The sequence below is a fragment of the Agrococcus sp. UYP33 genome (assembly GCF_054060915.1).
Genome location: NZ_JBSSDR010000002.1, coordinates 303,537 through 325,141 on the forward strand (window position 1 = coordinate 303,537; position 21,605 = coordinate 325,141).

A 21,605-nucleotide genomic window follows, 5' to 3' on the forward strand; every position below is an offset into this window, starting at 1 on the left:
GCTCCCGGAAGACCGCGAGCCGCACGCCGCTCACGGCACGGCGACTGCCGCGCGAGCACGGCGGGCGGCCTCGACGAGGTTGCCGAGGCTCTCGACGGTCTCGGCGTAGCCGCGGGTCTTGAGCCCGCAGTCGGGGTTCACCCACAGCAGCTCGTCCGCGATGGCGCCGGTCGCGATCGAGAGCAGCTCGTCGAGCTCTGCGGCCGCCGGGACGCGGGGGGAGTGGATGTCGTAGACGCCCGGGCCGATCCCGCGCCCGAAGCCGTGCTCGGCGAGCGCGTCGACGACCTCCATCTTCGAGCGGGCCGCCTCGATGCTCGTGACGTCGGCGTCGAGGCCGTCGATCGCGTCGACGACGGTGTTGAACTCGGAGTAGCAGAGGTGCGTGTGGATCTGCGTCGCGGGCGCGGCCGCGGCGGTGGCGAGCCGGAACGCGCCGACGGACCAGTCCAGGTAGGCGGGCCGCGCCTCGCGCCGCAGCGGCAGCAGCTCGCGCAGCGCCGGCTCGTCGACCTGCACGATCCGGATGCCGGCCGCCTCGAGGTCGGCGATCTCGTCGGCGAGCGCGAGCGCCACCTGATCGGCCGTCTCGCCGAGCGGCTGGTCGTCGCGGACGAACGACCACGCGAGGATCGTCACGGGTCCCGTGAGCATGCCCTTCACGGGGCGGTCGGTGAGCGACTGCGCGAAGGCGATCCACTCGACCGTGAACGCCTCCGGGCGCGCCACGTCGCCCCACAGGATCGACGGCCGCGTCGCGCGCGAGCCGTAGGACTGCACCCAGCCGTGCTGCGTCGGCGCGAAGCCGTCGAAGTGCTCGGCGAAGTACTGCACCATGTCGTTGCGCTCGGGCTCGCCGTGCACGAGCACGTCGAGGCCGAGCTCCTCCTGCAGCGCGACGACGCGGCGCACCTCGTCGCGCAGCACCTCGGCGTAGCCGGCGTCGTCGAGCTCGCCGCGGGCGTTGCGCGCCCGGGCGGTGCGGATGTCGCCCGTCTGCGGGAACGAGCCGATCGTGGTGGTCGGCAGCGGCGGCAGGTCGAGCGCGGCCCGCTGCTGCGCGGCCCGATCGGCGTAGGGGCTGCGCGTGCGGGCGTCGGCGGGCAGCGCGGCGAGGCGCTCGCGCACCGCGCCGTCGTGCACGCCCGGGGCTTCCCGCCGGTCGTCGATGGCCGCGCGGGAGGCGGCGAACGCGGCCTCGTCGACGTCGCCCCCGAGCGCGGCGGCGAGCGCCGCGACCTCCGCGACCTTCTGGTCGGCGAAGGCGAGCCACGACCGCAGCCGCGGCTCGAGCGCCGCCTCGGCGTCGAGGTCGTGGGGCACGTGCAGCAGCGTGGTGCTCGTGCCGACCGAGACGGGACCGCGCTCGGCGAGCGCGCGCAGCGCCTCGAGCGCGGCGTCGAGGTCGGTGCGCCAGACGTTGCGGCCGTGCACGACGCCGGCGACGAGCTGCACGCCGTCGGTCGCGGGGGCCGTGCCGCGCACGAGGTCGACGGCGAGCGCGTCGACCGCGTCGGCGAGCGGCTCGACCCGGCCGGCCGCGTCGCCGTGGCCGACGTGCAGGAGCACGCGCAGGCCGGCCGCCCGCGCGGCCTCGATGCCGGCGCGCGCGATGGCCTGCAGCTCTGCGAGCGTCGCGTCCTCGTGGTCGGCGACGAGCGCCGGCTCGTCGAGCTGGATCCAGGTGGCGCCCGCGGCGGCGAGCGCGGCGGCGAGCGCCGCGTAGGCGGGCACGAGCCGGTCGGCGAGGTCGAGCGGGCGGACCCCGGTGCCCTTGGCGAGCGCGAGGTAGGTCGCGGGGCCGACGACGACCGGCCGCGCGTGCACGCCCGCCTCGCCGGCCTCGACGAAGCGATCGACGATGCGCGTGTCCGCGAGCGCGAAGGTCGACGCGGCGTCGAGCTCCGGCACGAGGTAGTGGTAGTTCGAGTCGAGCCACTTCGTCATCTCGAGCGGCACGTCGTCGCCGGCGCCGCGCGCGAGCAGCCACTCGCCCGCGAGGCCGGACGGCAGGCGCCCGCGCAGGCGGGCGGGCACCGCTCCGAAGGTCAGGGTCGCATCCAGCACGTGGTCGTAGTGCGCCCCCTCGACCGGGATCGAGGCGTCGTCGGCGCGCAGGCCGAGCGCGACGAGCCGCTGCAGGTCGGCGATCCGGTTGGCGCGGGCCGCCTCGTGGAAGGCGGCGTCGTCGATCGCGCCGCGCCAGTGCGACTCGAGCGCGCGCTTCAGCTCGCGGCGGCGGCCGATGCGCGGGTAGCCGAGGATCGTGCCGCCGGGGAAGGCGGGGGCAGTGGTGGTCATGGTGCTCCGGTCGGGGTGGGGGCGGTCAGGGGGAGGGCGCCGACGCCGGCGAGGACGTCGATCGCCGGGCGGTGGTCGTTGAACGTGTAGAGGTGCACGGCGCCGGGGTCGTGCTCGGCGAGCGCGCCGATGAGGGCGACCGCGGCGTCGACGCCGAGCCGACGCGCGTCCTCGGGGCTCGCGGCCTCGAGCCGCTCCGCGAGCACGCGCGGCACGCCCTCGCCCGCGAGCTCGGCCGAGCGGATGAGCCGGCGGACGGTCGTCGGCACGACGACGCCGGGCACGATCGGGATCGTCACGCCGCGGGAGCGCGCGAGCTCGACGAAGCGCGCGTAGTCGTAGGGGTCGAAGAACAGCTGCGTGATGGCCATCGTCGCGCCGGCCGACTGCTTCGCGAGCAGCGCGTCGACGTCGCTGCGCCGCGTGCCAGCGCCCGGGTGGCCGTTGGGGAACGCCGCGACGGCGATCTCGGTCGCCGCACGGCGAGCACCGAGGGCGGCGCCCCGCCGCTCGCCGAGGATCGGGGCGCGGAGCCCTGGCAGCGGCGTCTCGGCGTACGGCATCCGCTCGGCCTCGACGCGGCCGATGAGCTGCACGAGCTCGGCGGCGGAGGCGAGCGTGCGCCTGGGGCGGGCGGCGCCGCCCTGCGGCGGGTCGCCCCGCAGCGCGAGGAACTTCGTGATGCCGGCGTCGAGGAACTGCCGCACGAGCCTGCCGGTCTCGTCGACCTCGAGGCCAGCGCACGTCAGGTGCGCCATGGGGCTGGCGCCCCCGTCGAGCAGGCGCTGCAGCACGTCGAGCGAGTGCGAGGTCGAGGTGCCGGCGGCGCCGAACGTGACCGAGACGAACTCCGGCTCGAGCGCGGCGAACGCGTCGACCGCGGCCTCGACGCGCAGCCTCGCGGCCTCGTCGCGCGGCGGGTAGAGCTCGAACGAGTAGCGCAGCCGGCTCACGGGTGCACCGCCTCGAGCTGCGCGGCGGGCCAGCGCCGCGTCGCGGCGCGCTCGCCGGCCGCGAGCACCGCGTCGAGCGCCTGCTCGAGGTCCGCCACGATGTCGTCGACGAGCTCGATGCCCACCGAGATGCGCACGAGCCCCTCGGTGATGCCGAGCTCTGCGCGCTCCGCGTCCTCGAGCTTCCCGTGGATGGTGCTGCCGGTGTGGATCGCGAGCGTGCGCACGTCGCCGATGTGCGTCATCTGGCTGACGAGCCGCAGGCCGTCGAGGAACGTGCGCGCCGCGTCCCTGCCGCCCGCGAGGTCGATCGACACGATGGATCCCGCGCCGTCGGGGAGCAGCCGGGCGACGCGCTCCGCCTGGCCGTCGGCGCGGCCGGGGTAGTGCACGCATGCGACGGCGGGGTGGCGCTGCAGCGCGTCGGCCACGGCCACCGCGTTCGCGACGTGCCGCTCCATCCGCAGCGACAGCGTCTCGATGCCGTGCAGGAGCAGGAACGCGCTCGAGGCCGGCACGGTCGGGCCGTGCTCGAGCACGACGACCGAGCGCAGGTAGGCGCTGTAGGCCGCGGCGCCGAAGCGCTCGGCGAACGACGGGGCGCCGTGCGGGCGGGACTCGTGCAGGTGCGGGAAGCGCGCGGCCGCGGCCGTCCAGTCGAAGCCGCCGCCGTCGACGACCGCGCCGCCGATGACCGAGCCGTGGCCGCCGAGCCACTTGGAGGTCGAGTGGATGACGACGGCCGCGCCATGCTCGATCGGCCGGCACAGGTAGGGGGTCGCGACCGTGTTGTCGACCACGAGCGGCACGCCGGTGCGCGCCGACACGCGGCCGAGCAGCGCGAGGTCGACGACCTCGCCGAGCGGGTTCGCGATCGACTCGGCGTAGATCGCGCGGGTGCTCGGCCGCACGGCGGCGACCCAGGCGTCCTCGTCGGCATCGATCGGCAGCGCCTCGAACTCCAGGCCCTGCCGGCGCAGCGCACCGCGGATCATCTCGCGCGTGCCCTCGTACAGGCGGTCGGTGGTGAGGATGTGGTCGCCCGCCTGCGCGAGTGCGCTGAGCGCCATCGCGATCGCGGCCTGGCCGCTCGCGACGAGCACGCCGTCGACCCCGCCCTCCAGGTCGGCGATGCGCCGCGCCGCGACGACGTTCGTGGGGTTGTCGTTGCGCGAGTAGGCGCGGCGGGCGCTGCGGCCGGCGAAGCGCTCGACCCCGTCGTCGAAGCTGTCGAAGACATAGCCGGCGCTCTGGTAGATCGGCGTGACGCGCGCGCCGGCCTCGGCGTCGACGATCGCGCCGGCGTGCACCTGCCGGGTCTCGAAGCCGAACCCGCTCATCGTGCGACCCCCGCGGGCACGAGCGCCGTCGCGATGCGGTCGACCGCCTCCTCGAGCACGGGGGCGGGGGTCGCGAAGACGAGCCGCACGTGGTCGTCGAAGCCGGTCCCGCAGAGCGCGCCGTCGGTGAGCGCCACGCCCGCGCGCTCGAGCAGCAGCGACGCCGGCGAGTTGGCGCAGCGGCCGAGGTCGAGCGCGCCGAGGTCGAGCCAGGCGAGGTAGGTGGCCTCCGGCGGCCGCCACCGCACGGCCGGCAGCCGCTCGGCGACGAGCGCCGCGAGCAGGTCGCGGCTGCGCTGCAGGTAGGCGATCGCGCCCTCGAGCCACGCGCCGCCGTCGCGGTAGGCGGCGGTCGCGGCGATGACGCCGAGGGTCGACGCGCCGTGCACGACCGCGAAGCCGAAGCGGCGGTAGACGGCCTCGTCCGCGTCGTTCGAGGTGATCAGCTGCGCGGCCTTGAGGCCGGGCACGTTCCAGGCCTTCGAGGCGCTCGTGCCGGTGATGGTGTGCGACGCGGCGGCCTCGGAGACGGAGGCGTAGGGCACGTGGCCGCGACCGTCGAAGCGGATCGGGGCGTGGATCTCGTCGGCGAAGACGCGCCCGCCGTGGCGCTCGACCAGCAGGGCGATCGCCTCGAGCTCCTCGCGCGGCAGCACCGTGCCGGTGGGGTTGTGCGGGTTGCAGAGCACGAGCGTGCCGGCGCCCGCGGCGAACGCGCGGTCGATCCCGTCGAGGTCGTGCTGCCAGCGGCCGTCCACGACGACGCCGGGCACCTCCACCACCCGGCGGCCCAGCCGCTCGAGGTAGGTGAGGAACGGCATGTAGGCGGGCGTCGGCACGATGACGGCGGAGCCCGCGGGGGAGTACTCCTCGACGGCGACGCCGAGCGCGGCCATGACGTCGGAGACCGCGTGCACGCGCTCCGGGTCGACGAGCCAGCCGTGCTCCCTTGCCTGCCACGCCGCGGCGGCCTCGCCGAGCTCCGCGGCGGTCGAGGGGGAGAGGTAGCCCAGCACGTCATCGGCGATCGCGCGGCCGAGCGCCTCGCGCACCGCCGGGGCCGTGCCGAAGTCCATCTCGGCGACCCAGGCGCCGATCGTGCCGGGGTGCAGGCTCCACTTGCGGCTCGACGGCCGCTCGAGGTCGACCCTGCGGATCGCGTCCCACGCGTGCTCGTCGCGACAGTGCCCGTCCATGCTGCTCCCTCCGTCGTGCTGACGGAGCCAGACAAGCAGGGGCGCGGGGCCCAAGCCCAGCACGCCGGTAACACGGCGACATGCGGGGTCAGTCCCCGTTGCTCGCCCCCCGGCGGGCGGCCCACGCGATGATCCACAGCCCGACGACGGCCGCGGCGCACGCGATGCTCGCCCACAGCCCGGCTGTAGCCGAGACGACGACCTCGAAGATGAAGCTCGTCACGCCGATCACGAGGATCGACACGACCGCGAGCGTGGCGATAAGCAGCACGTTGCAGAAGCGCACGATCTGCTGCTTCATGCTGCGCTGGAAGTGCAGGCGGTGCACGAGCACGGGCGTGAGGCCGAGCAGGGTCGCGAGCGCCGCGATCGCGACGAGCACGAGGTAGTGCTGGATCTCATCCGCGTCGAGGTCCTCGAACCGCGACTGGAAGGCGACGGCCAGCAGGAAGCCCGAGATGAGCTGCGTGCCGGTGAGCACGACCCGCAGCTCCTGCAGGATGTCGGAGAAGTTGCGGTCGGCGCGCTCCTCGGGCGTCTCGTCGCGCCCGCGCTCGTCGCGCCCCGCTCCCTCGCTCACACGACGCATCCTGCCACGGCTCTCAGTGGTCGCGCAGGCGCTCGATGAGCTCCGCCTTCTTCAGCGTCGAGGTGCCCTCGATGCCGAGCTCCTTCGCGCGGTCGCGCAGCTCGGCCACGGTGCGGTCCTCGTACCGCTCGGCGTCGCCGCCGCGCTCGCCGAGCTTTGACCGGCCGTCCCTGGCCGCGGCGTTGGCGATGCGCGCCGCCTTCTCCGATGAGTTGCCCTCGCTCTTGAGCTTCTCGTACAGCTCCTCGTCCTTGATGCTCGGGTTCGGCATCAGAAGCCCCGACCGCCGGTCACCGGCACGACGGCGCCGGAGACGTACGATGCCTCCTCGCTCGCGAGGTAGACGTAGGCGCCGGCGAGCTCGACGGGCTGCCCGGCTCGGCCGAGCGGCGTGTCCTGGCCGAACTGCTCGACCTTCTCGTCGGGGAAGTCGGTGGCGGGGATGAGCGGCGTCCAGATCGGGCCCGGCGCGACCGCGTTCACGCGGATGCCGCGCTCGCCCAGCTCCTGCGCGAGCGCCTCGGTGTACGCGACGAGCGCGGCCTTCGTCATCGCGTAGTCGAGCAGGCCGGGGGAGGGCTCCTGCGCCTGGATCGACGTCGTCGAGATGATGGATGCACCCGGCCCCATGTGCGGGACGGCCTCGCGGGCCAGCACGATCGCGGCGACGAGGTTCGTACGGAACACGCGGTCGACCTCGGCGACCTGCATGTGCTGGATGCCGTCGCGCTGGCGCTGGTAGGCGGCGTTGTTCACGAGCACGTCGATCCCGCCGAGCTGCTCGACGGCGCCGGCGACGGCGTCGATGCAGGACTGCTCCTCGGTGAGGTCGAGCGCCATCGCGTGGAAGCGGCGGCCGGCCTCCTCGACGAGCCTGCCCGTCTCGGCGGCGTCCTCCGCCTCCTCCGGCAGGTGGACGATCGCGACGTCGGCGCCCTCGCGGGCGAAGGCGACCGCGACGGCGCGGCCGATGCCGCTGTCGCCGCCGGTGATGAGCGCGCGGCGCCCCTGCAGGCGCCCGCGGCCGGTCCAGCTCGACTCGCCGTGGTCGGGGGCGGGGTCCATCGGCTCGGTCAGGCCCGGCTGCTCGGGCTGCTGCTGCGTCGGGAACTCGTCAGCGTGGTGCTTCGTGCGGGGGTCCTGGTCGGTCATGCTCTGACGCTCCTCCGTGAGTGGGTTCGGGTCGTGCCTGGTTGTACCCCGAACCTACGCGCGGTCGGCTGAGCGTCACCTCCCGGCTGGGTGCGGGAACGGCGAGCAGCGCGATGCCGACCGCCACGACCGCGAGCCCAGCCCAGCCCACCGTCGTGGGCCGCTCACCGACCACGAGCACCGCGAGCAGGGTCGCCACCACGGGCTCCGCGAGCGCCAGGGTCGTCGCGCTCGACGACGTGAGCGCGCGCAGCGCGTAGCCGAACAGGAGGTAGGCGAGCGCCATCGGCACGAGAGCGAGGTAGGCGATCGTCGCGCCACCCTGGAGGGAGAAGAGCGGGCCGAGCCCGACGACGGCGAGCCACGCCAGGCACGCGAGCCCGCCGGTGAGGAAGAGCGCGCCCATCGCGCCGGTCGCGGTCGCCCCGCCGGCGATGAGCCGCGCGCCCGCGAAGGCGTAGAGGGCGTAGCCGAAGCCGGCCAGGAGCGCGAGGCCGACCCCGGCGGGGGCCGCGGATGCATCCGCCGCGGCGCCGCCGTGCCCGCCGAGCGACAGCAGCACGATGCCGACGACGGCGACCCCGGTCGCGATCGCCCAGCGCGCGTCGGGGCGGCGGCGGTCGACCGCCCACTCGAGCAGCGCGGCGAAGATCGGGCCGGAGCCGAGCGCCACGACGTTGCCGACGGCGACGCCGGCGAGCGTCATCGACGGGTAGTACGCCGATGGGTACAGCACCACGCCGACCGCACCCGCGAGCAGCCAGCCGAGGTGCGCGCGGCGGCGCAGCACCGCGAGCACGCGCCGCAGCGAGATGGCCGCGAGCACGAGGCCGCCGATGCCGAAGGTGGCGAGGCCGATCGCGAGCGGCGAGGCGCCGGCCGGCGCGAAGTGCGCGACGGTGCCGGTCGTGCCCCACAGCACGGCGGCGAGCAGCACGGCGATCGCGTGCGTCGGGCGCGCTGCGCCCGAGCTCGTGTCGGTCCGGGTCGGCATGGCTCGATCCTACGAACAGCGGTCGAGGCGGGGGCAGCGGCACGCATGCCAGCATGGCCGCATGCGTCAACCCCTCTCGGAGCTGCTCGCCGGCGCGGGCATCCTGCTGCGCGGCTTCGCCACCTGGTCGCGCGACCCCCGCCTCATGCTGCTCGGCGCCGTGCCCGCGCTGCTGGTCGGTCTCGTGATGCTCGGCGTGCTCATCCTGCTCGCCTTCCAGGTGGGCGGATGGGCGACGGCGCTCACCCCGTTCGCCGACGGCTGGGATCGGCTCTGGTCCGACGTGCTGCGCACCGCCCTCGCGCTCGGCCTGCTCGCCGGCGCCGTCGTGCTGTGCGTGCTGACCTTCGCGGCGATCACGCTCGCGGTGGGCGAGCCCTTCTACGAGCGCATCTCGCGATCGGTCGACGCGCGGCTCGGGGCCGCGCACGGGGCCCCCGACCTCGGCTTCTGGCCCGGGGTCGGCAAGGGGCTGCGCGACGCCGTCGTGCTCATCGGCATGGCGATCGGCACGGCGCTCGTCGTCTTCCTCGTCGGCCTCGTGCCGCTCATCGGCAGCGTGCTCGGCCTCGCCGTCGGCGCCGTGCTCGGCGGCAGGGCGCTCGCGCGCGAGCTCACGGGCATCGCCGGCGACGCGCGCGGCATGACGCTCGCCGAGCGCCGCGCGCTGCTGGCCGATCATCGCTGGCGCTCGCTCGGCTTCGGCATGGTCGCCTACCTGCTGCTGCTCGTGCCGGGCCTCGCGGTCGTCGCGACGCCCGCGGCGATCGTCGGCGGCACGCTGCTGGTCCGCGACCTCCGCGGCGAGCCGACGGCCGCCCCCGAGCCCGCGCCGTAGGCTGGACCCCGCCCGTCCGACCGAGAGGTTCCATGCCAGCTCCAGCTGCCGTCCGACGCGCGTCCCCAGCCGAGATCGCCGATTGGGACGCGCGCATCCTGGCCAACCCCGACGGCGGGCACATGGTGCAGTCGTCGGCGTTCGCCGAGACGAAGCGCATCGACGGCCTCGAGCCCGTCTTCCTCGTCATCGACGCGCCGACCGCCGAGGGCATCGAGCGCATCCACGCGCTCGCGCTCGAGGGCAGGGTGTCGCTCGGCCGCTACTGGTACATGCCGATGGGCCCGACCGCCACCGAGATGGGCGCCGTCGTCGAGGGGCTGCGCGCGTTCGCGCGCCAGCAGCCCGGGCTGCTGGTCGTGAAGATCGAGCCGCACCTCGAGCGGAGCGACGCCCGCATCGCCGAGCTGCGCGCGCTCGGGCTCGAGCAGAGCCGCGACATGCAGGTCATGACGCACACGGTCGTGCTCGACCTGGCGCAGGGCGAGGAGGCGCTGTTCGCCTCGTTCTCGCAGATGATCCGGCGCCAGGTGCGCGGCGCCGTGAAGAAGGGCTACCGGGTCGAGCGCCCCGAGGCGACGCAGGAGACGTTCGATCGCATGCACGCGATGATGCTCACCGTCCAGGGCGGCAAGGGCATGGCGGGCATGCGCGAGCGCGCCTACTACGACCGCTTCTGGAGCGCGTTCGCCGAGGCCGGCACCGGCCGCTTCTACTTCGGCTACGACGACGACGGCGACGAGCCGCAGGCCGGCATCTTCGTGACGACCGCCGGCCGCACCGCCGTCTACAAGGACGGCGGCTCGCGCCCGGACCGCAAGATCAACGGCGGCTCGGCGCTGCTGCTGTGGACGGCGATGCAGGACTGCATCGAGGAGGGTGCGCTCGCCTTCGACCTCGCGGGCACGCCGCCGTCGGACCGCGCCGACGACGAGACGCATCCGTTCTACGGGCTCGCCCAGTTCAAGCTGCGCTTCGGGCCGATCACCGACTTCCTGCCGTCGTTCGACCTCGTGCTGCACCCGCTGCGGCACCGGCTGTGGGAGCGCGTCGTGCGCCGCGTCGAGTGGCGCATCCGCAAGGGTCCGGACACGCTGCGATGACCGAGATGCGACTGCGCCCCGCGACGCCCGCGGAGCTGCGCGACTGGGACGCGCTGGTGCTCACCAACCCGGATGGCGGGCAGTTCACCCAGACGCTCGCCTTCGCCGAGCTGAAGCGCTGGGACGGGTTCCGCACGCACCACCTGGTGTTCGAGGCCGAGGTCCCCGTCTACGCGCTCGCGCTCGAGCGGAACGGCTGGATCGGCCGCTTCTGGTACTTCCCGTGCGCGCCCCTGCACCCCGACATGCGCGCCGTCGTCGACGCCATCCGCGCCTTCGTGCGCCGCGAGCACCCCAACCTGATCTCGGTCAAGGTCGAGCCGCGGCTGCCGCGCACCCCGGAGGCGCTCGCGATGCTCGCGGATGCCGGCCTCACGCAGGCCGAGGACGTGCAGCTGCACACGCACACGGTCGTCATCGACCTCGAGCGCACCGAGGAGGAGATCTTCGGGTCGTTCTCGAAGACGGCGCGCAAGCTCATCCGCCGCGCCGAGCGCGACGGCTTCACGATCGAGCGCGTCGAGGGCGACGAGGCGCTGTTCGACCTCGCGTGGGAGCGGATGCAGACCATCCGCGGCGGCAAGGGTCTCGCCGGCATGCGCGACGAGGACTACTACAAGACGATCTGGCGGGCGTTCACGAGCCGCGGCCAGGCCGACTGGTGGCTCGGGCACGACGGCGGCGACGGGCCCCAGACGGTGACCTTCACGATCCCGTTCGGCCGCACCGTGATCGACAAGGACGAGGGCTCGCGCCCCGACCGCCTCATCGAGGGCGGTGCGCACCTCGGCCGCTGGACGCGCGTGCGGCACTACCGCGAGCGCGGCTTCAGCGGTCTCGACATGATGGGTGCGCCGCCGACGTGGGCGAAGGACGACCCCGACCACTGGATGGCGGGGCTCGCGCGCTTCAAGCAGCAGTTCGGCGAGATCAGCGACTTCGCGCCGAGCCACGACGTGCTGCTGCGGCCTCGCGCCCAGCAGGTCTGGCGGAAGGCCGTGCGGCCGGTCGAGTGGCGCGTGAAGCGCCGCTACACGGGCCTGTGGTGACGACGGGTCTGCGGTGATGACGATGGATGGAGATGGGGGAGCGGTGAGCATGGCGAGCACGCGCTGGACGCTGCGGGACGCGACCGCGGCGGAGATCGCGGACTGGGATGCGCTGGTGCTGCAGAACCCGGACGGCGGCCAGTGGACGCAGAGCGCCGCCTACGCGACGCTCAAGCGCACCGAGCGGCTGCACCCGCGCCACCTCGTGCTCGAGGGTCCCGAGACGGTGCACGCGCTCGCGCTCGAGCACCGCTCGCTCGCCGGCCGCTTCTGGTACTTCGCGACCGGGCCGGGCGCGTCGTTCGAGCAGCTCGGCGGCATCGCCGATGCCTTCCGCGCCGCCAGGGACGGCGCCGCGAAGGGCGTCTTCGCCGTCAAGGTCGAGCCGTTCGTCGTCGACACGCCCGAGCACCGCGCGGTGCTCGAGACGGCGGGCTATCGCGCCGCGAACTCGATCCAGCAGAACACGCACACCGTGCTCGTCGACCTCACGCCCGACGTCGAGACGATCTTCGCGGGCTTCAAGAAGAGCCTGCGCAACCACATCCGCTACGCGGAGCGCAACGGCTACCGCGTCGAGAAGGTCGAGCCCGGCGAGGACACCTACCGCACGATGCACCAGCTCATGCAGACGGTCTCTGGCGGCAAGGGCGTCGAGGGCATGAAGCCCTACGAGTACTACCGCACGCTCTGGAGCGCCGCCGTCGCGCAGGGGAGCGGCCACTTCTGGTTCGGGTACGACGGCGCGCACGACGGGCCGCAGGCATCCGCCTTCATGATCCGGTTCGGCCGCTACGCGCTTGCGAAGGACGGCGGCTCGGTGCCCGACCGCGCCATCCGCGGCGGCGCGCACCTCATCCGCTGGCGCGCGATGCAGTGGTTCAAGGAGCAGGGCGCCGAGGTGTACGACGCCTACGCGACGCCGCCGTCGTGGCTCGCCGACGATCCCTCGCACCGGCTGCACGGGCCAGGCGTGTTCAAGCGCGTCTTCGGCCCGATCGTCGACCACCTGCCGAGCCACGACCTCGTGCTCGACGCGCGCCGCTACCGGCTGTTCCTGCGCCTGCTGCTGCCGATCGAGCGCCGCGTGCGGCGCCGGCCCTTCGGCATCTGGTAGCCGCCCCTCCACCTCCCACCCCTCGCCTCGCGGCGGGCGCACAACGCAAGCCCCCCGACCGGCTCCCGCCGCTGTCGAGGCTGCTGTGCACCGCGGACCGCTGGATCGGCACCCCAGGCTTGCGTTGTGCCCAGGGTCCTCCGTGCAGGAGGAGCCGCCACGCTGGTTCGAGCGGACCACGGTCGATGCAGTGGCGAGCGCATGACGCGCGCCGTGCTCCCGCACGACGCAAGCCCGCGCGCTGGGTTCCGCCGCTGTGGAGGCTGCCGCGCGCTGCAGCCGCTGGATCAGCGGCTCGGGCTTGCGTTGTGCCTAGGGCGCGGGTGCAGGGAACGCCGCCTCAGCTGACGGGGCGGCCGCAGATCTCGTCGAGGCTCGTGCCGAGCAGCGTCGCGGTCTCGCGGTACATCCCCACCAGCCGGTCGCGCGTCGCGCCGTCGAGCGCGTCGAGCCGCCACTCGAGGGCGTTGTCGCGCAGGTCGGCGACCTTGACGGTCGCCGCGAGCTCGCTCCCGCGCACGCGCTCGACGTGCTCCGCCGTCGACTCGCCGTGCCGCTTGGTGAGCGCGTCGACGGCGTCGACGATGCGCTTCGGGAACTTCGCCGCGTGGAACTGCCGCAGCGTCACGGTGCCCCACTCGAACACGTCGTGGAGCATCGCGACGGCCCGCTCGTCGTCGGTGTCGACGTCGAGCATCACGCGGATCGCGTGGGCGACGTAGGGCTGCCCCTGCCGGTCGACGCGGCCGTCGAACGCCCGCGCCGCGACCGCGATCGCGCGCTCCAGGTCCTCACTCGCCATGACGCGAGCGTATCCGGTGGTTATCCTGGGGCCATGTCACGCGTCGCTGATCCCGCCGAGCTGGCGCGCCTGCTGCGCGGCACGTGGGCGATCCGAGCGACCACGTTCCCGTACTGGACGCACCCGGAGCGCAAGAACCCGCGGCTGACGTTCGAGCTCGTGCGCAGCTCGCCGCTGCAGCTGCGCGAGGTGTACGAGTACCACCGTCCCGACAAGGGCGACCGCGAGGTGATCGCCGAGGCGGCGTGGGCCGGCCGGCACTTCTCGTGGCGCATGCTCGGCCGCTCGCGCCTGCTCTCGAGCGCGTACGTGGTCTCCGACACCCCTGCGACCGCGGACATCCTGGCGATCCACTACGGGCGCTCGGCGGTGCTGCGGCAGAGCGCGGTGTCGATCCTCGCGCGTCCCCACCTCGACCCGGACGCGGTGCGCCGCGCCGTCGCGATCGACACGCACTCCTTCGAGCTCTCGGCCGACGAGTTCTGGCGGCTGCAGTGGCTGACGCCCTACTCGCCCGCCCCGTCGGCCTCGAGCGACTCGCGCGCCTGACGCACGTCCTCGAGCAGGGCGCCGATGAGCACCCAGTGCGTGGGGTGCGGCTGCGGCACCGCGATGGGCGTCGTGAGCGCCGGCCCGTCGACCGCGGGCATCGTGGTCGTGCGGCCGTCCTCGAGCGCGTGGCGGTCGACGAGCATGCGCACGCCGTGCGCGATGCGCCGCGACTCGGTGCCGACCCGGTGCACGATCGGGTCGTCGGCGACGGATGCGTCGAACCGGTCGGCGACGGTGCGCGACATGCCGATGACGCGGTTCACGAGCACCGTGAGCGTGAGCAGCAGCCGCTCGTCGCGGTCGATCCGCTCGCGCAGCGCACGCGCACGCAGGTTGAGCCGCGTGGACTCCTCGAGCGCGTCCATCGCCGACCGGGTGCGCTGCACGTACGCGCGCAGCGCTCTCGCGTCCGCGAGCAGCCGCTCGCCGTCGACGGCGTCGTGGGAGGCGAGCGCGCCGGCGACGCGGTCGTAGGCCTCGGCGACCGCGTACGCCGTCTCGCGCATCGCCCGCTCGGCCGGCTCGTGCTGCACCGGCGGCACGACGACGAGGTTGATGAGCAGCGCGCACGCCGCGCCGATGAGCGTCTCGACCACCCGCTCGAAGCCGAACAGCGGCCCCGCGCCCGCGCCGAGCGCGAGCAGGATCATCGCGCTGATCGGCAGCTGGTTCGCCGCCATCGGCGCGAGCCGCAGCAGCCGGGCGACGAGCACCGCGACGAGCGTGACCGCGAGCACGACGAGCGGCCCGGACGGCAGCGCGAGGCTCGCGAGCCACGCGAGCACGACGCCGCCGAGCACGCCGGCCGACCGCTCGAGCCCCTTGCCGATCGACTGGTGCACGCTCGGCGCGACGACGAGCAGCGCGGCGATCGCGGCGAAGATCGGCAGCTCGGTGCCGAGCAGCAGCGAGCTCGCGACCCACGAGACCACGATCGCGACGAGCATCTTCACGACCTGGAGCCACGGCGCCTGCTGCTCGACCATGAGCCGTCCCAGCCACCGCATGGCCCAACGGTATCGCGCGCCTGGGCGGCTTCCCGGCTGCGGCGGTGTTGGATGGGAGCCATGCTCGACAACGCTGCCGCTGTCCTCATGCGACTCGTGGCGGAGAGCGGGCGCGAGCTGGTCGACTTCGCGCAGAAGGACGTCGAGCCCGTGAACGAGGGGTTCATCGTCGGCTTCTCGTGCGGCGTGCGCACGCGCGACGACAGCATCGAGCGCGTCACCATCTACGTGAACACCTCGCCGAGCGCGCCGATGGACGAGCACACGGTCGAGCTCGTCGACGCGTCCGGCCGGCGGCTCACGGCGTGGGCGTACCCGCAGGACCCGGCGCTCCCGTCGCTGCCCGCCGTCTCCTACCCGGAGGCGGCCGGCGTCGTGCTCGCGAAGTTCGGCATCGCGGCCGAGGGCGCGAAGCTCCGGATGGAGGCCTACCGTCCCGGCAAGCGGGCGGTGCTCCGCGTCGAGACCGCGACCGATCGCTGGTTCGCGAAGGTCGTGCACCCCTCACTCGCCTCGTCGATCCACGACCTGCACGAGCGCTTCCGCGCCGCCGGGGTGCCGGTGCCGCGCTCGCTCGGCTTCTCGGACGCCGGGCTCGTGCTCCTGGGGGAGCTGCCCGGCGTGCCCGCGATCGACGTCTTCGAGCGGATCGACCGCGCGCGGTTCGCCTGCGGGCTCGACGAGCTCACCCAGCACATCGCGTCGGTGCCCGTCGCGATCGGCGCGCGCGAGTCGCTCGCGCGCCGCGTCGACTGGTACGCCGAGCGGATGCAGGAGACGGCGCCGCTGTTCGGCCGCCAGACGGCGCGGCTCGCCCAGCTGGTCGCGGAGCGCTACGCCGCGACGGTGCTGCCGCGCCCGGTGACCATCCACGGCGACCTGCACCTCGGGCAGATCTTCGTCGACGAGGCAGCGCCCTCGACGATCACCGGCATCCTCGACATCGACACCGCCGGGCTCGGCGACCCGGCCGACGACCGCGGCGCGCTCTTCGGCCACGTCGTCGTCTCGGCGATCGAGCGGACGCCCGCGACCGAGGCAGGGGCGGCGCTCGCCGCCTTCGCCGACGAGCTGCAGTCGGGCTGGGCCGGCGACGTGCGCGTCGCCGCGATCGCCGCCACGCACCTCATGGGGCACGCCCTCGCGAACGCCGGTCGCGGCGACGACCGCAGCAGCGCTGCGGCCCAGCGGCTGCTCGAGCGGGCAGAGGCGCTGCTCGCCTGAGCGCCGCCGCGACGCAGCGTCAGCGCCGGGCGCTCACTCGCCGAGCAGCGCGCGCACCCGGGGCACGACCTCGGTGCCGAAGAGCTCGATGGTGCGCAGGTTGTCCTCGTGCCGGGTGCCCGAGTCGTACTTCAGGTCGAAGCGCTCGATCCCGAGCGTCTCGTGCGCCCAGACGATCTTCTGCGCGACCGTCTCGGGGCTGCCGACGAACAGCGCGCCGTGCTCGGCGGCGTTCGCGTCGAACTCGCGCTCGGACGCCTCGCCCCAGCCGCGCTCGCGCCCCAGCCGGTTGCGGAAGACGAGCCACTGCGGCATGAGGATGCGCTTCGCCTCCGCGTCCGTCTCGGCGATCAGGCCGGGGGAGTGCATGCCGACGCGGCCGCCGGTGTGGCCGAACTGCTCCATCGCCTTCCGGTAGAGCCCGGAGAAGGGTGCGAACTGCGCGGGGCTGCCGCCGATGATGGCGAGCATCATGTCGAAGCCGTGCCGCGCGGTGCGGATGACCGACTCGGGCGAGCCGCCGACGCCGACCCAGACCGGCATCCGGCTGCCGTGCTCGGCCGCGTGCGACCGCGGGTGCACCGACTGGTCGACGAGCGGGGAGCGCAGCGCGCCCGACCAGGTGACAGGCGCCTCGCGGACGAGCGCCGCGAGCAGCTCGAGGCGCTCCTCGAAGAGCGCCTGGTAGTCCTCGAGGCGGTACCCGAAGAGCGGGAACGACTCGGTGAACGAGCCGCGGCCCACGATGAGCTCCGCACGACCGCTCGAGATGCCGTCGAGGGTGGAGAACTGCTCGAACACCCGCACCGGGTCGTTCGACGACAGCACGGTGACGGCGGTGCCGAGGCGCATGCGCTCGGTGACGGTCGCGAGCGCGCCGAGCACGATCTCCGGGGCGCTGATCGCGAAGTCCTCGCGGTGGTGCTCGCCGGCGCCGAAGAAGGCGAGGCCGGCGCGCTCGGCCGCGATCCCCTCCTGCACGACGTCGCGCAGCACCTGCGCGGGGCTGAGCGGCGCGCCGTCGACGACGGGGACGGCTGCGAACGTGTGGACACCGAATTCGAGGGGCATGCCCGAGCCAACAGCGAAGGGCCCGGGAATCATCCCGGGCCCTCCGCGTCAAGCGTCAGTGGTGGTCGTGCTTCGCTGCCTCGAGCTCGCCGCGGCTGACCGGGGCGATGCGGTCCTCGAAGAACCAGCGCGTGAGCGCGGCACGCGCGTGCGTCGCCGGCGTGATCTTGCCCTTGGCGTTCGGGCGCACCATGACCGGCTCGTACGAGTCGAAGGCCTTGAGCTTCCACGACTCGTACTCGTCGAGCTGCTGGTGCACCTCGACGTACTCGCCGCCGGGGAGCCGGCGGATGTTGCCCGACTCGTAGCCGTGCAGCAGGATCTCGCGATCCTTCTTCTGCAGGCCGAGCGCGATCCGGCGGGTGAGCCAGAACGTGATGATCGGGCCGAGGATGAGCGTCGCCTGCAGCCACCAGGTGACCTGGAACACGTTGAGGTGGAAGTGCGTCGCGATCAGGTCGGACGACGCGGCCGCCCACAGCACGGCGTAGAACAGGATGCCCGCGGCGCCGATGGCCGTGCGCGTCGGGTTGTTGCGCGGGCGCTCGGCGATGTGGTGCTCGCGCTTGTCGCCCGTGATCCACTGCTCGATGAACGGGTAGAACATGACGAGCACGATGAAGGCGCCGAGCACCGCCATCGGGATCAGGATGTTCCACGAGAGCGTCAGGCCGAAGATCTCGGACTCGAGGCCAGGGGCGAGCCGGAGCGCGCCGTCGGCGAAGCCGATGTACCAGTCGGGCTGGGTGCCCGCCGAGACGGGGGACGGGTCGTACGGTCCGTATGCCCAGATCGGGTTGATCGTGAACGTCGATGCGATGAGCACGATGACGCCGAAGACGATGAAGAAGAACGAGCCAGCCTTGGCCGCGAAGAGCGGCATGATCGGCGCGCCGACGACGTTGTCGTTGGTCTTGCCGGGGCCGGCGAACTGCGTGTGCTTGTTCACCACCATGAGCACGAGGTGCACGCCGATGAGCGCGATCACGATCGCCGGCAGCAGCATGATGTGCAGCACGAAGAGCCTCGACACGATGTCGTCGCCCGGGAACAGCCCGCCGAAGAACAGGTACGAGATCCAGGTGCCCACGATCGGGATGCCCTTGACCATGCCGTTGATGATCGCGAGGCCGTTGCCCGAGAGCAGGTCGTCGGGGAGCGAGTAGCCGGTGAAGCCCTCCGCCATCGCGAGGATGAAGAGGATGAAGCCGACGACCCAGTTGATCTCGCGGGGCTTGCGGAACGCACCGGTGAAGAACACGCGCAGCATGTGCAGGCCGATGGCGGCCACGAACAGCAGCGCCGCCCAGTGGTGCACCTGGCGCATGAGCAGGCCGCCGCGGATGTCGAACGAGATGTCGAGCGACGAGGCGTAGGCCGCCGACATCGCGATGCCCTTGAGGGGCACGTACGAGCCCTCGTAGTGGACCTCGGTCATCGACGGGTCGAAGAAGAACGTCAGGAAGGTGCCCGAGAGCAGGATCGCGACGAACGAGTACAGGATGACCTCGCCCAGCATGAACGACCAGTGGTCGGGGAACACCTTGCGGCCGAGCGTCGCGACCATGGTCGAGAGGCTGGTGCGCTCGTCGAGGTAGTTCGACGCCTGCGCGGTGAGGGAGGGGCGCGGTGCGGTGGAAGTCATGCTCGGGTCTCCAGCTCAGCGGCCGAGAGCGGCACGTGCTCAGGGTCGACATGCCCGAGGCGCTCGAAGAACGAGGGGCCGATGGGCTCGGTGAAGTCGCTCTGCGCGATGAGGAAGCCCTCGTCGTCGACCGTGATCGGCAGCTGCGGCAGCGGGCGCTTGGCAGGACCGAAGATCACCTTGGCGTGGTTGGTCACGTCGAAGGTCGACTGGTGGCAGGGGCAGAGCAGGTGGTGGGTCTGCTGCTCGTACAGCGCCACGGGGCAGCCGACGTGCGTGCAGATCTTCGAGTAGGCGACGATGCCGTCGTACGACCATCCGGCGCGAGCCGGCTGCTCGTTGAGGCGGTCGAGCGGCACGCGGACGAGCAGCACGGACGCCAGGGCCTTCTGGTCGAGGTAGCCCTCTTCGTGACCGAGCTCTGCGAGCTCGGCAGGGATGACGTGGAAGGCCGACCCGATCGTGACATCGGTCGCCCGGATGGGCGTGCCGGTCGGGTCGAGCGCGAGCCGGGAGCCCGCCTTCCACATCGTGTTCGAGATCGCCTCCACCGCGTCCTGCGCCGGGGCGAGGTCGCGGAAGAGGACGACTGCGGGCAGCGGCACGAGCGCGATCGCGCCGATGAGCGTGTTGCGGATGAGCGACCGGCGCGAGAAGCCGGACTCCTCGTCGCCGAGCTGGAAGATCTCGACGGCGCGCGCACGGCTCTTCTCCGAGCCGCGCGACAGGTGGCGCTCCTCGACGACCTCGTGCGAGCTCATGAGCTGTCGCGCCCAGTGCATGCCGCCGAAGCCGACGCCGAGCAGCGCGAGCGCGATGCCGAGGCCGAGGAACAGGTTGTTGAAGCGGACCGTCCCCATGTCGCCCGACTCGATCGGCACGGCGACGTACGCGATGATCGCGAGCACCGAGCCGACCATCGAGAGCAGGAACCACCACACGACCTGGCGCTCGGCGCGACGCTCCTTGGCGGGGTGGAGGTCGGTCTGGCGCGGGCGGTGCGGGGGCAGGCCCGGGTTCTCGAACGCGTCGGCCTGCACGACCGCTGCGCCGCGGTCGTAGACCGCGACCTCGTGCTGCTCCGCCGGAGCGGACTGGCCTTCAGCCGACATGCTGTCGGTCCTTCCTGTGTCCTGCGCCATGGTCAGTTCGGCCTCGAGGTCAGCCAGACCGTGATCGCGACGATGCCGCCGAGACCGAAGATCCAGATGAACAGGCCCTCGGACACCGGTCCGAGCGCGCCCAGGTCGAAGCCGCCGACCGACGGGTTCTCGTCGAGGTAGTTCAGGTACGCGATGATCTCGCGCTTCTCCTCGGGGCTGATGTTCGAGTCGTTGAACACCGGCATGTTCTGCGGGCCGGTGAGCATGGCCTCGTAGATGTGGTTGGCCGCGACGCCCTTGAGCGGCGGGGCGAACTTGCCCTCCGTCAGCGCGCCGCCCGCGCCGGCCACGTTGTGGCACATGGCGCAGTTGATGCGGAAGAGCTCGCCGCCGGCGGCGATGCCCTCGGCGTCGACGACGGAGGTGTCGAGCAGCTCCTCGGACGGCACGTCGGGACCCGGGGCGAGCGACGCGATGTACGCCGCCATCGCGTCGGTGTCCTCCTGCGAGAACTGCGGGTCGCGCTGCAGCGCCTGCGGGCCGGACATCGCCATCGGCATGCGGCCGGTCATGACCTGGAAGTCGACCGATGCGGCGCCGACGCCGATGAGGCTCGTGCCGTTCTCGGTGCCCTCGGCGTTGAGGCCGTGGCACGACGCGCAGTTGGCGCGGAACAGCGCCTCGCCGTCTGCGGCCGTGAGCTGCTGGGAGTGCGGGGTCGTCGCCGGCTCGGCGTTCGCCACGGAGCCCACCGCGACAGACGCGCCGCCTGCGGCGACGAGTCCGATGATGAGCAGCGCCGCGCTGGCGAGCGGGTGCCTGCGACCGGTCTTCTTGCGTGATGCCAACGTTCTCAGTCCCAACCGTTGCTTACTTGAGCCAGTAGATGACGAGGTACAGGCCGATCCAGACCACGTCGACGAAGTGCCAGTAGTAGGAGATGACGTGCGCGCTCGTCGCCTCCTTGTGTGCGAAGCGCTTGACGGCGTACGCGCGGCCGATCACGAACAGGAAGGCGAAGAGCCCGCCGGTCACGTGGAGGCCGTGGAAGCCGGTCGTGAGGTAGAAGGCCGAGCCGTAGGAGCTCGACGACAGCGTCACCCCGTGGCTGATGAGCACGATGTACTCGAACACCTGCAGGATGATGAAGACCGCGCCCATGGCGTAGGTGAGGTAGAACCACTCGACCATGCCCCACTTGGAGAGCTGGAACCTGCCGCCCGACCGGAACGCCTGGTGGTGCTCCGCGGCGTTCGCGCCCGCCTGGCACGTGAAGCTCGAGGCCAGCAGGATGACCGTGTTGATCGTGGCGAAGATCACGTTCAGCTTCTCGGCCTCGGTCGCGAAGAGATCTCCGGACATCGAGCGCAGCGTGAAGTAGATCGCGAACAGGCCGGCGAAGAACATGACCTCGCTGCCGAGCCAGACGATGGTGCCGACCGCAACGGTGTTCGGCCGCCTGATCATCGGCGCCGACGGCGACGGGGAGAGCGCAGTAGTGGACACGTTCCCATCCTAGTGACAGTTCACCCCGAGGGGGACGACCCGGCGGGCCCGCGTGCCGCCAAC

General features: G+C 72.9%; 21 protein-coding genes. 6 read left to right on the plus strand and 15 right to left on the minus strand.

What is annotated here, in order from left to right; translation table 11 throughout:
* Positions 1 to 30: 30 nt before the first annotated feature.
* The 8 genes from metE to ACVWW9_RS11765 all read right to left on the minus strand — a co-directional run bounded on the left by metE (position 31) and on the right by ACVWW9_RS11765 (position 8,525).
* Entirely contained in the window at positions 31 to 2,301 is a 2,271-nt protein-coding gene (metE, locus tag ACVWW9_RS11730) for a 5-methyltetrahydropteroyltriglutamate--homocysteine S-methyltransferase (protein WP_456515657.1), read from the minus strand.
* Positions 2,298 to 3,254: a methylenetetrahydrofolate reductase gene (locus ACVWW9_RS11735; RefSeq protein WP_456515658.1), complete on the minus strand. Its 957-nt coding sequence runs from the start codon at positions 3,252 to 3,254 to the stop codon at positions 2,298 to 2,300. The genes metE and ACVWW9_RS11735 overlap by 4 nt, the downstream gene beginning before the upstream one ends.
* Entirely contained in the window at positions 3,251 to 4,594 is a 1,344-nt protein-coding gene (locus tag ACVWW9_RS11740; protein WP_456515659.1) for an O-acetylhomoserine aminocarboxypropyltransferase/cysteine synthase family protein, read from the minus strand. The genes ACVWW9_RS11735 and ACVWW9_RS11740 overlap by 4 nt, the downstream gene beginning before the upstream one ends.
* Positions 4,591 to 5,790 carry a MalY/PatB family protein gene (locus ACVWW9_RS11745; protein WP_456515660.1) on the minus strand — a complete coding sequence of 400 codons (1,200 nt, stop codon included), beginning with the start codon at positions 5,788 to 5,790 and terminating at the stop codon, positions 4,591 to 4,593. The genes ACVWW9_RS11740 and ACVWW9_RS11745 overlap by 4 nt, the downstream gene beginning before the upstream one ends.
* Positions 5,791 to 5,878: 88 nt before the next feature.
* Positions 5,879 to 6,370, minus strand: coding sequence for a DUF6328 family protein (locus ACVWW9_RS11750; RefSeq protein ID WP_456515661.1), 492 nt, complete (start codon positions 6,368 to 6,370; stop codon positions 5,879 to 5,881).
* Between the two features lie 22 nt (positions 6,371 to 6,392).
* Positions 6,393 to 6,650, minus strand: a complete 258-nt coding sequence (locus ACVWW9_RS11755) for a DUF7218 family protein (protein ID WP_456515662.1) — start codon at positions 6,648 to 6,650, stop codon at positions 6,393 to 6,395.
* Positions 6,650 to 7,531, minus strand: coding sequence for an SDR family oxidoreductase (locus ACVWW9_RS11760; protein ID WP_456515663.1), 882 nt, complete (start codon positions 7,529 to 7,531; stop codon positions 6,650 to 6,652). The genes ACVWW9_RS11755 and ACVWW9_RS11760 overlap by 1 nt, the downstream gene beginning before the upstream one ends.
* Positions 7,494 to 8,525 (minus strand): DMT family transporter, encoded by a 1,032-nt coding sequence (locus ACVWW9_RS11765; protein WP_456515664.1) that lies wholly within the window; start codon positions 8,523 to 8,525, stop codon positions 7,494 to 7,496. Before ACVWW9_RS11765 ends, ACVWW9_RS11760 begins: the two co-directional genes overlap by 38 nt.
* A 61-nt stretch (positions 8,526 to 8,586) precedes the next feature.
* On the opposite strand from ACVWW9_RS11765, the gene ACVWW9_RS11770 reads away from it, so the two are divergent.
* From ACVWW9_RS11770 to ACVWW9_RS11785, 4 genes are read left to right on the plus strand one after another with little or no spacing between them, the layout of a single operon-like run.
* The gene (locus ACVWW9_RS11770; RefSeq protein ID WP_456515665.1) at positions 8,587 to 9,363 is read left to right on the plus strand and encodes an EI24 domain-containing protein; all 777 of its coding nucleotides are present in this window, start codon (positions 8,587 to 8,589) and stop codon (positions 9,361 to 9,363) included.
* A 32-nt stretch (positions 9,364 to 9,395) separates the two neighbouring features.
* A complete protein-coding gene (locus ACVWW9_RS11775) occupies positions 9,396 to 10,466 on the plus strand; it encodes a lipid II:glycine glycyltransferase FemX (RefSeq protein ID WP_456515666.1) in 1,071 nt (356 codons plus the stop codon).
* Positions 10,463 to 11,515: a lipid II:glycine glycyltransferase FemX gene (locus ACVWW9_RS11780; protein ID WP_456515667.1), complete on the plus strand. Its 1,053-nt coding sequence runs from the start codon at positions 10,463 to 10,465 to the stop codon at positions 11,513 to 11,515. Before ACVWW9_RS11775 ends, ACVWW9_RS11780 begins: the two co-directional genes overlap by 4 nt.
* Positions 11,516 to 11,564: 49 nt before the next feature.
* On the plus strand, positions 11,565 to 12,632 hold the full coding sequence (locus ACVWW9_RS11785) for a lipid II:glycine glycyltransferase FemX (protein ID WP_456515668.1): 1,068 nt from the start codon (positions 11,565 to 11,567) through the stop codon (positions 12,630 to 12,632).
* A gap of 340 nt (positions 12,633 to 12,972) precedes the next feature.
* Here ACVWW9_RS11785 and ACVWW9_RS11790 read toward each other — a convergent pair whose 3' ends face one another.
* A complete protein-coding gene (locus tag ACVWW9_RS11790) occupies positions 12,973 to 13,434 on the minus strand; it encodes an HD domain-containing protein (RefSeq protein WP_456515669.1) in 462 nt (153 codons plus the stop codon).
* A 33-nt stretch (positions 13,435 to 13,467) separates the two neighbouring features.
* On the opposite strand from ACVWW9_RS11790, the gene ACVWW9_RS11795 reads away from it, so the two are divergent.
* Positions 13,468 to 13,983: a hypothetical protein gene (locus ACVWW9_RS11795; RefSeq protein WP_354260930.1), complete on the plus strand. Its 516-nt coding sequence runs from the start codon at positions 13,468 to 13,470 to the stop codon at positions 13,981 to 13,983.
* Here the strand turns inward: ACVWW9_RS11795 and ACVWW9_RS11800 are convergent.
* Positions 13,941 to 14,993, minus strand: coding sequence for an FUSC family protein (locus ACVWW9_RS11800; RefSeq protein WP_456515670.1), 1,053 nt, complete (start codon positions 14,991 to 14,993; stop codon positions 13,941 to 13,943). The genes ACVWW9_RS11795 and ACVWW9_RS11800 overlap by 43 nt on opposite strands.
* 60 nt (positions 14,994 to 15,053) lie before the next feature.
* Between ACVWW9_RS11800 and ACVWW9_RS11805 the strand changes: the two genes are divergently transcribed.
* Positions 15,054 to 16,217: a phosphotransferase family protein gene (locus ACVWW9_RS11805; RefSeq protein WP_456515671.1), complete on the plus strand. Its 1,164-nt coding sequence runs from the start codon at positions 15,054 to 15,056 to the stop codon at positions 16,215 to 16,217.
* Positions 16,218 to 16,250: 33 nt separating this feature from the next.
* Here the strand turns inward: ACVWW9_RS11805 and ACVWW9_RS11810 are convergent, their stop codons facing one another.
* The 5 genes from ACVWW9_RS11810 to ctaE are packed head-to-tail and all read right to left on the minus strand — an operon-like array spanning position 16,251 to position 21,542.
* Positions 16,251 to 17,288 (minus strand): LLM class flavin-dependent oxidoreductase, encoded by a 1,038-nt coding sequence (locus ACVWW9_RS11810; RefSeq protein WP_456515672.1) that lies wholly within the window; start codon positions 17,286 to 17,288, stop codon positions 16,251 to 16,253.
* 55 nt (positions 17,289 to 17,343) lie between these two features.
* Positions 17,344 to 18,933, minus strand: coding sequence for a cytochrome bc1 complex cytochrome b subunit (qcrB, locus tag ACVWW9_RS11815; protein WP_456515673.1), 1,590 nt, complete (start codon positions 18,931 to 18,933; stop codon positions 17,344 to 17,346).
* Entirely contained in the window at positions 18,930 to 20,045 is a 1,116-nt protein-coding gene (gene qcrA, locus ACVWW9_RS11820; protein ID WP_456515674.1) for a cytochrome bc1 complex Rieske iron-sulfur subunit, read from the minus strand. Before qcrA ends, qcrB begins: the two co-directional genes overlap by 4 nt.
* Before the next feature lie 32 nt (positions 20,046 to 20,077).
* Complete coding sequence (qcrC, locus tag ACVWW9_RS11825) at positions 20,078 to 20,893, minus strand: cytochrome bc1 complex diheme cytochrome c subunit (protein WP_456516029.1); 816 nt, start codon at positions 20,891 to 20,893, stop codon at positions 20,078 to 20,080.
* A 13-nt stretch (positions 20,894 to 20,906) separates the two neighbouring features.
* The gene (ctaE, locus tag ACVWW9_RS11830; protein ID WP_456515675.1) at positions 20,907 to 21,542 is read right to left on the minus strand and encodes an aa3-type cytochrome oxidase subunit III; all 636 of its coding nucleotides are present in this window, start codon (positions 21,540 to 21,542) and stop codon (positions 20,907 to 20,909) included.
* Positions 21,543 to 21,605: the final 63 nt, after the last annotated feature.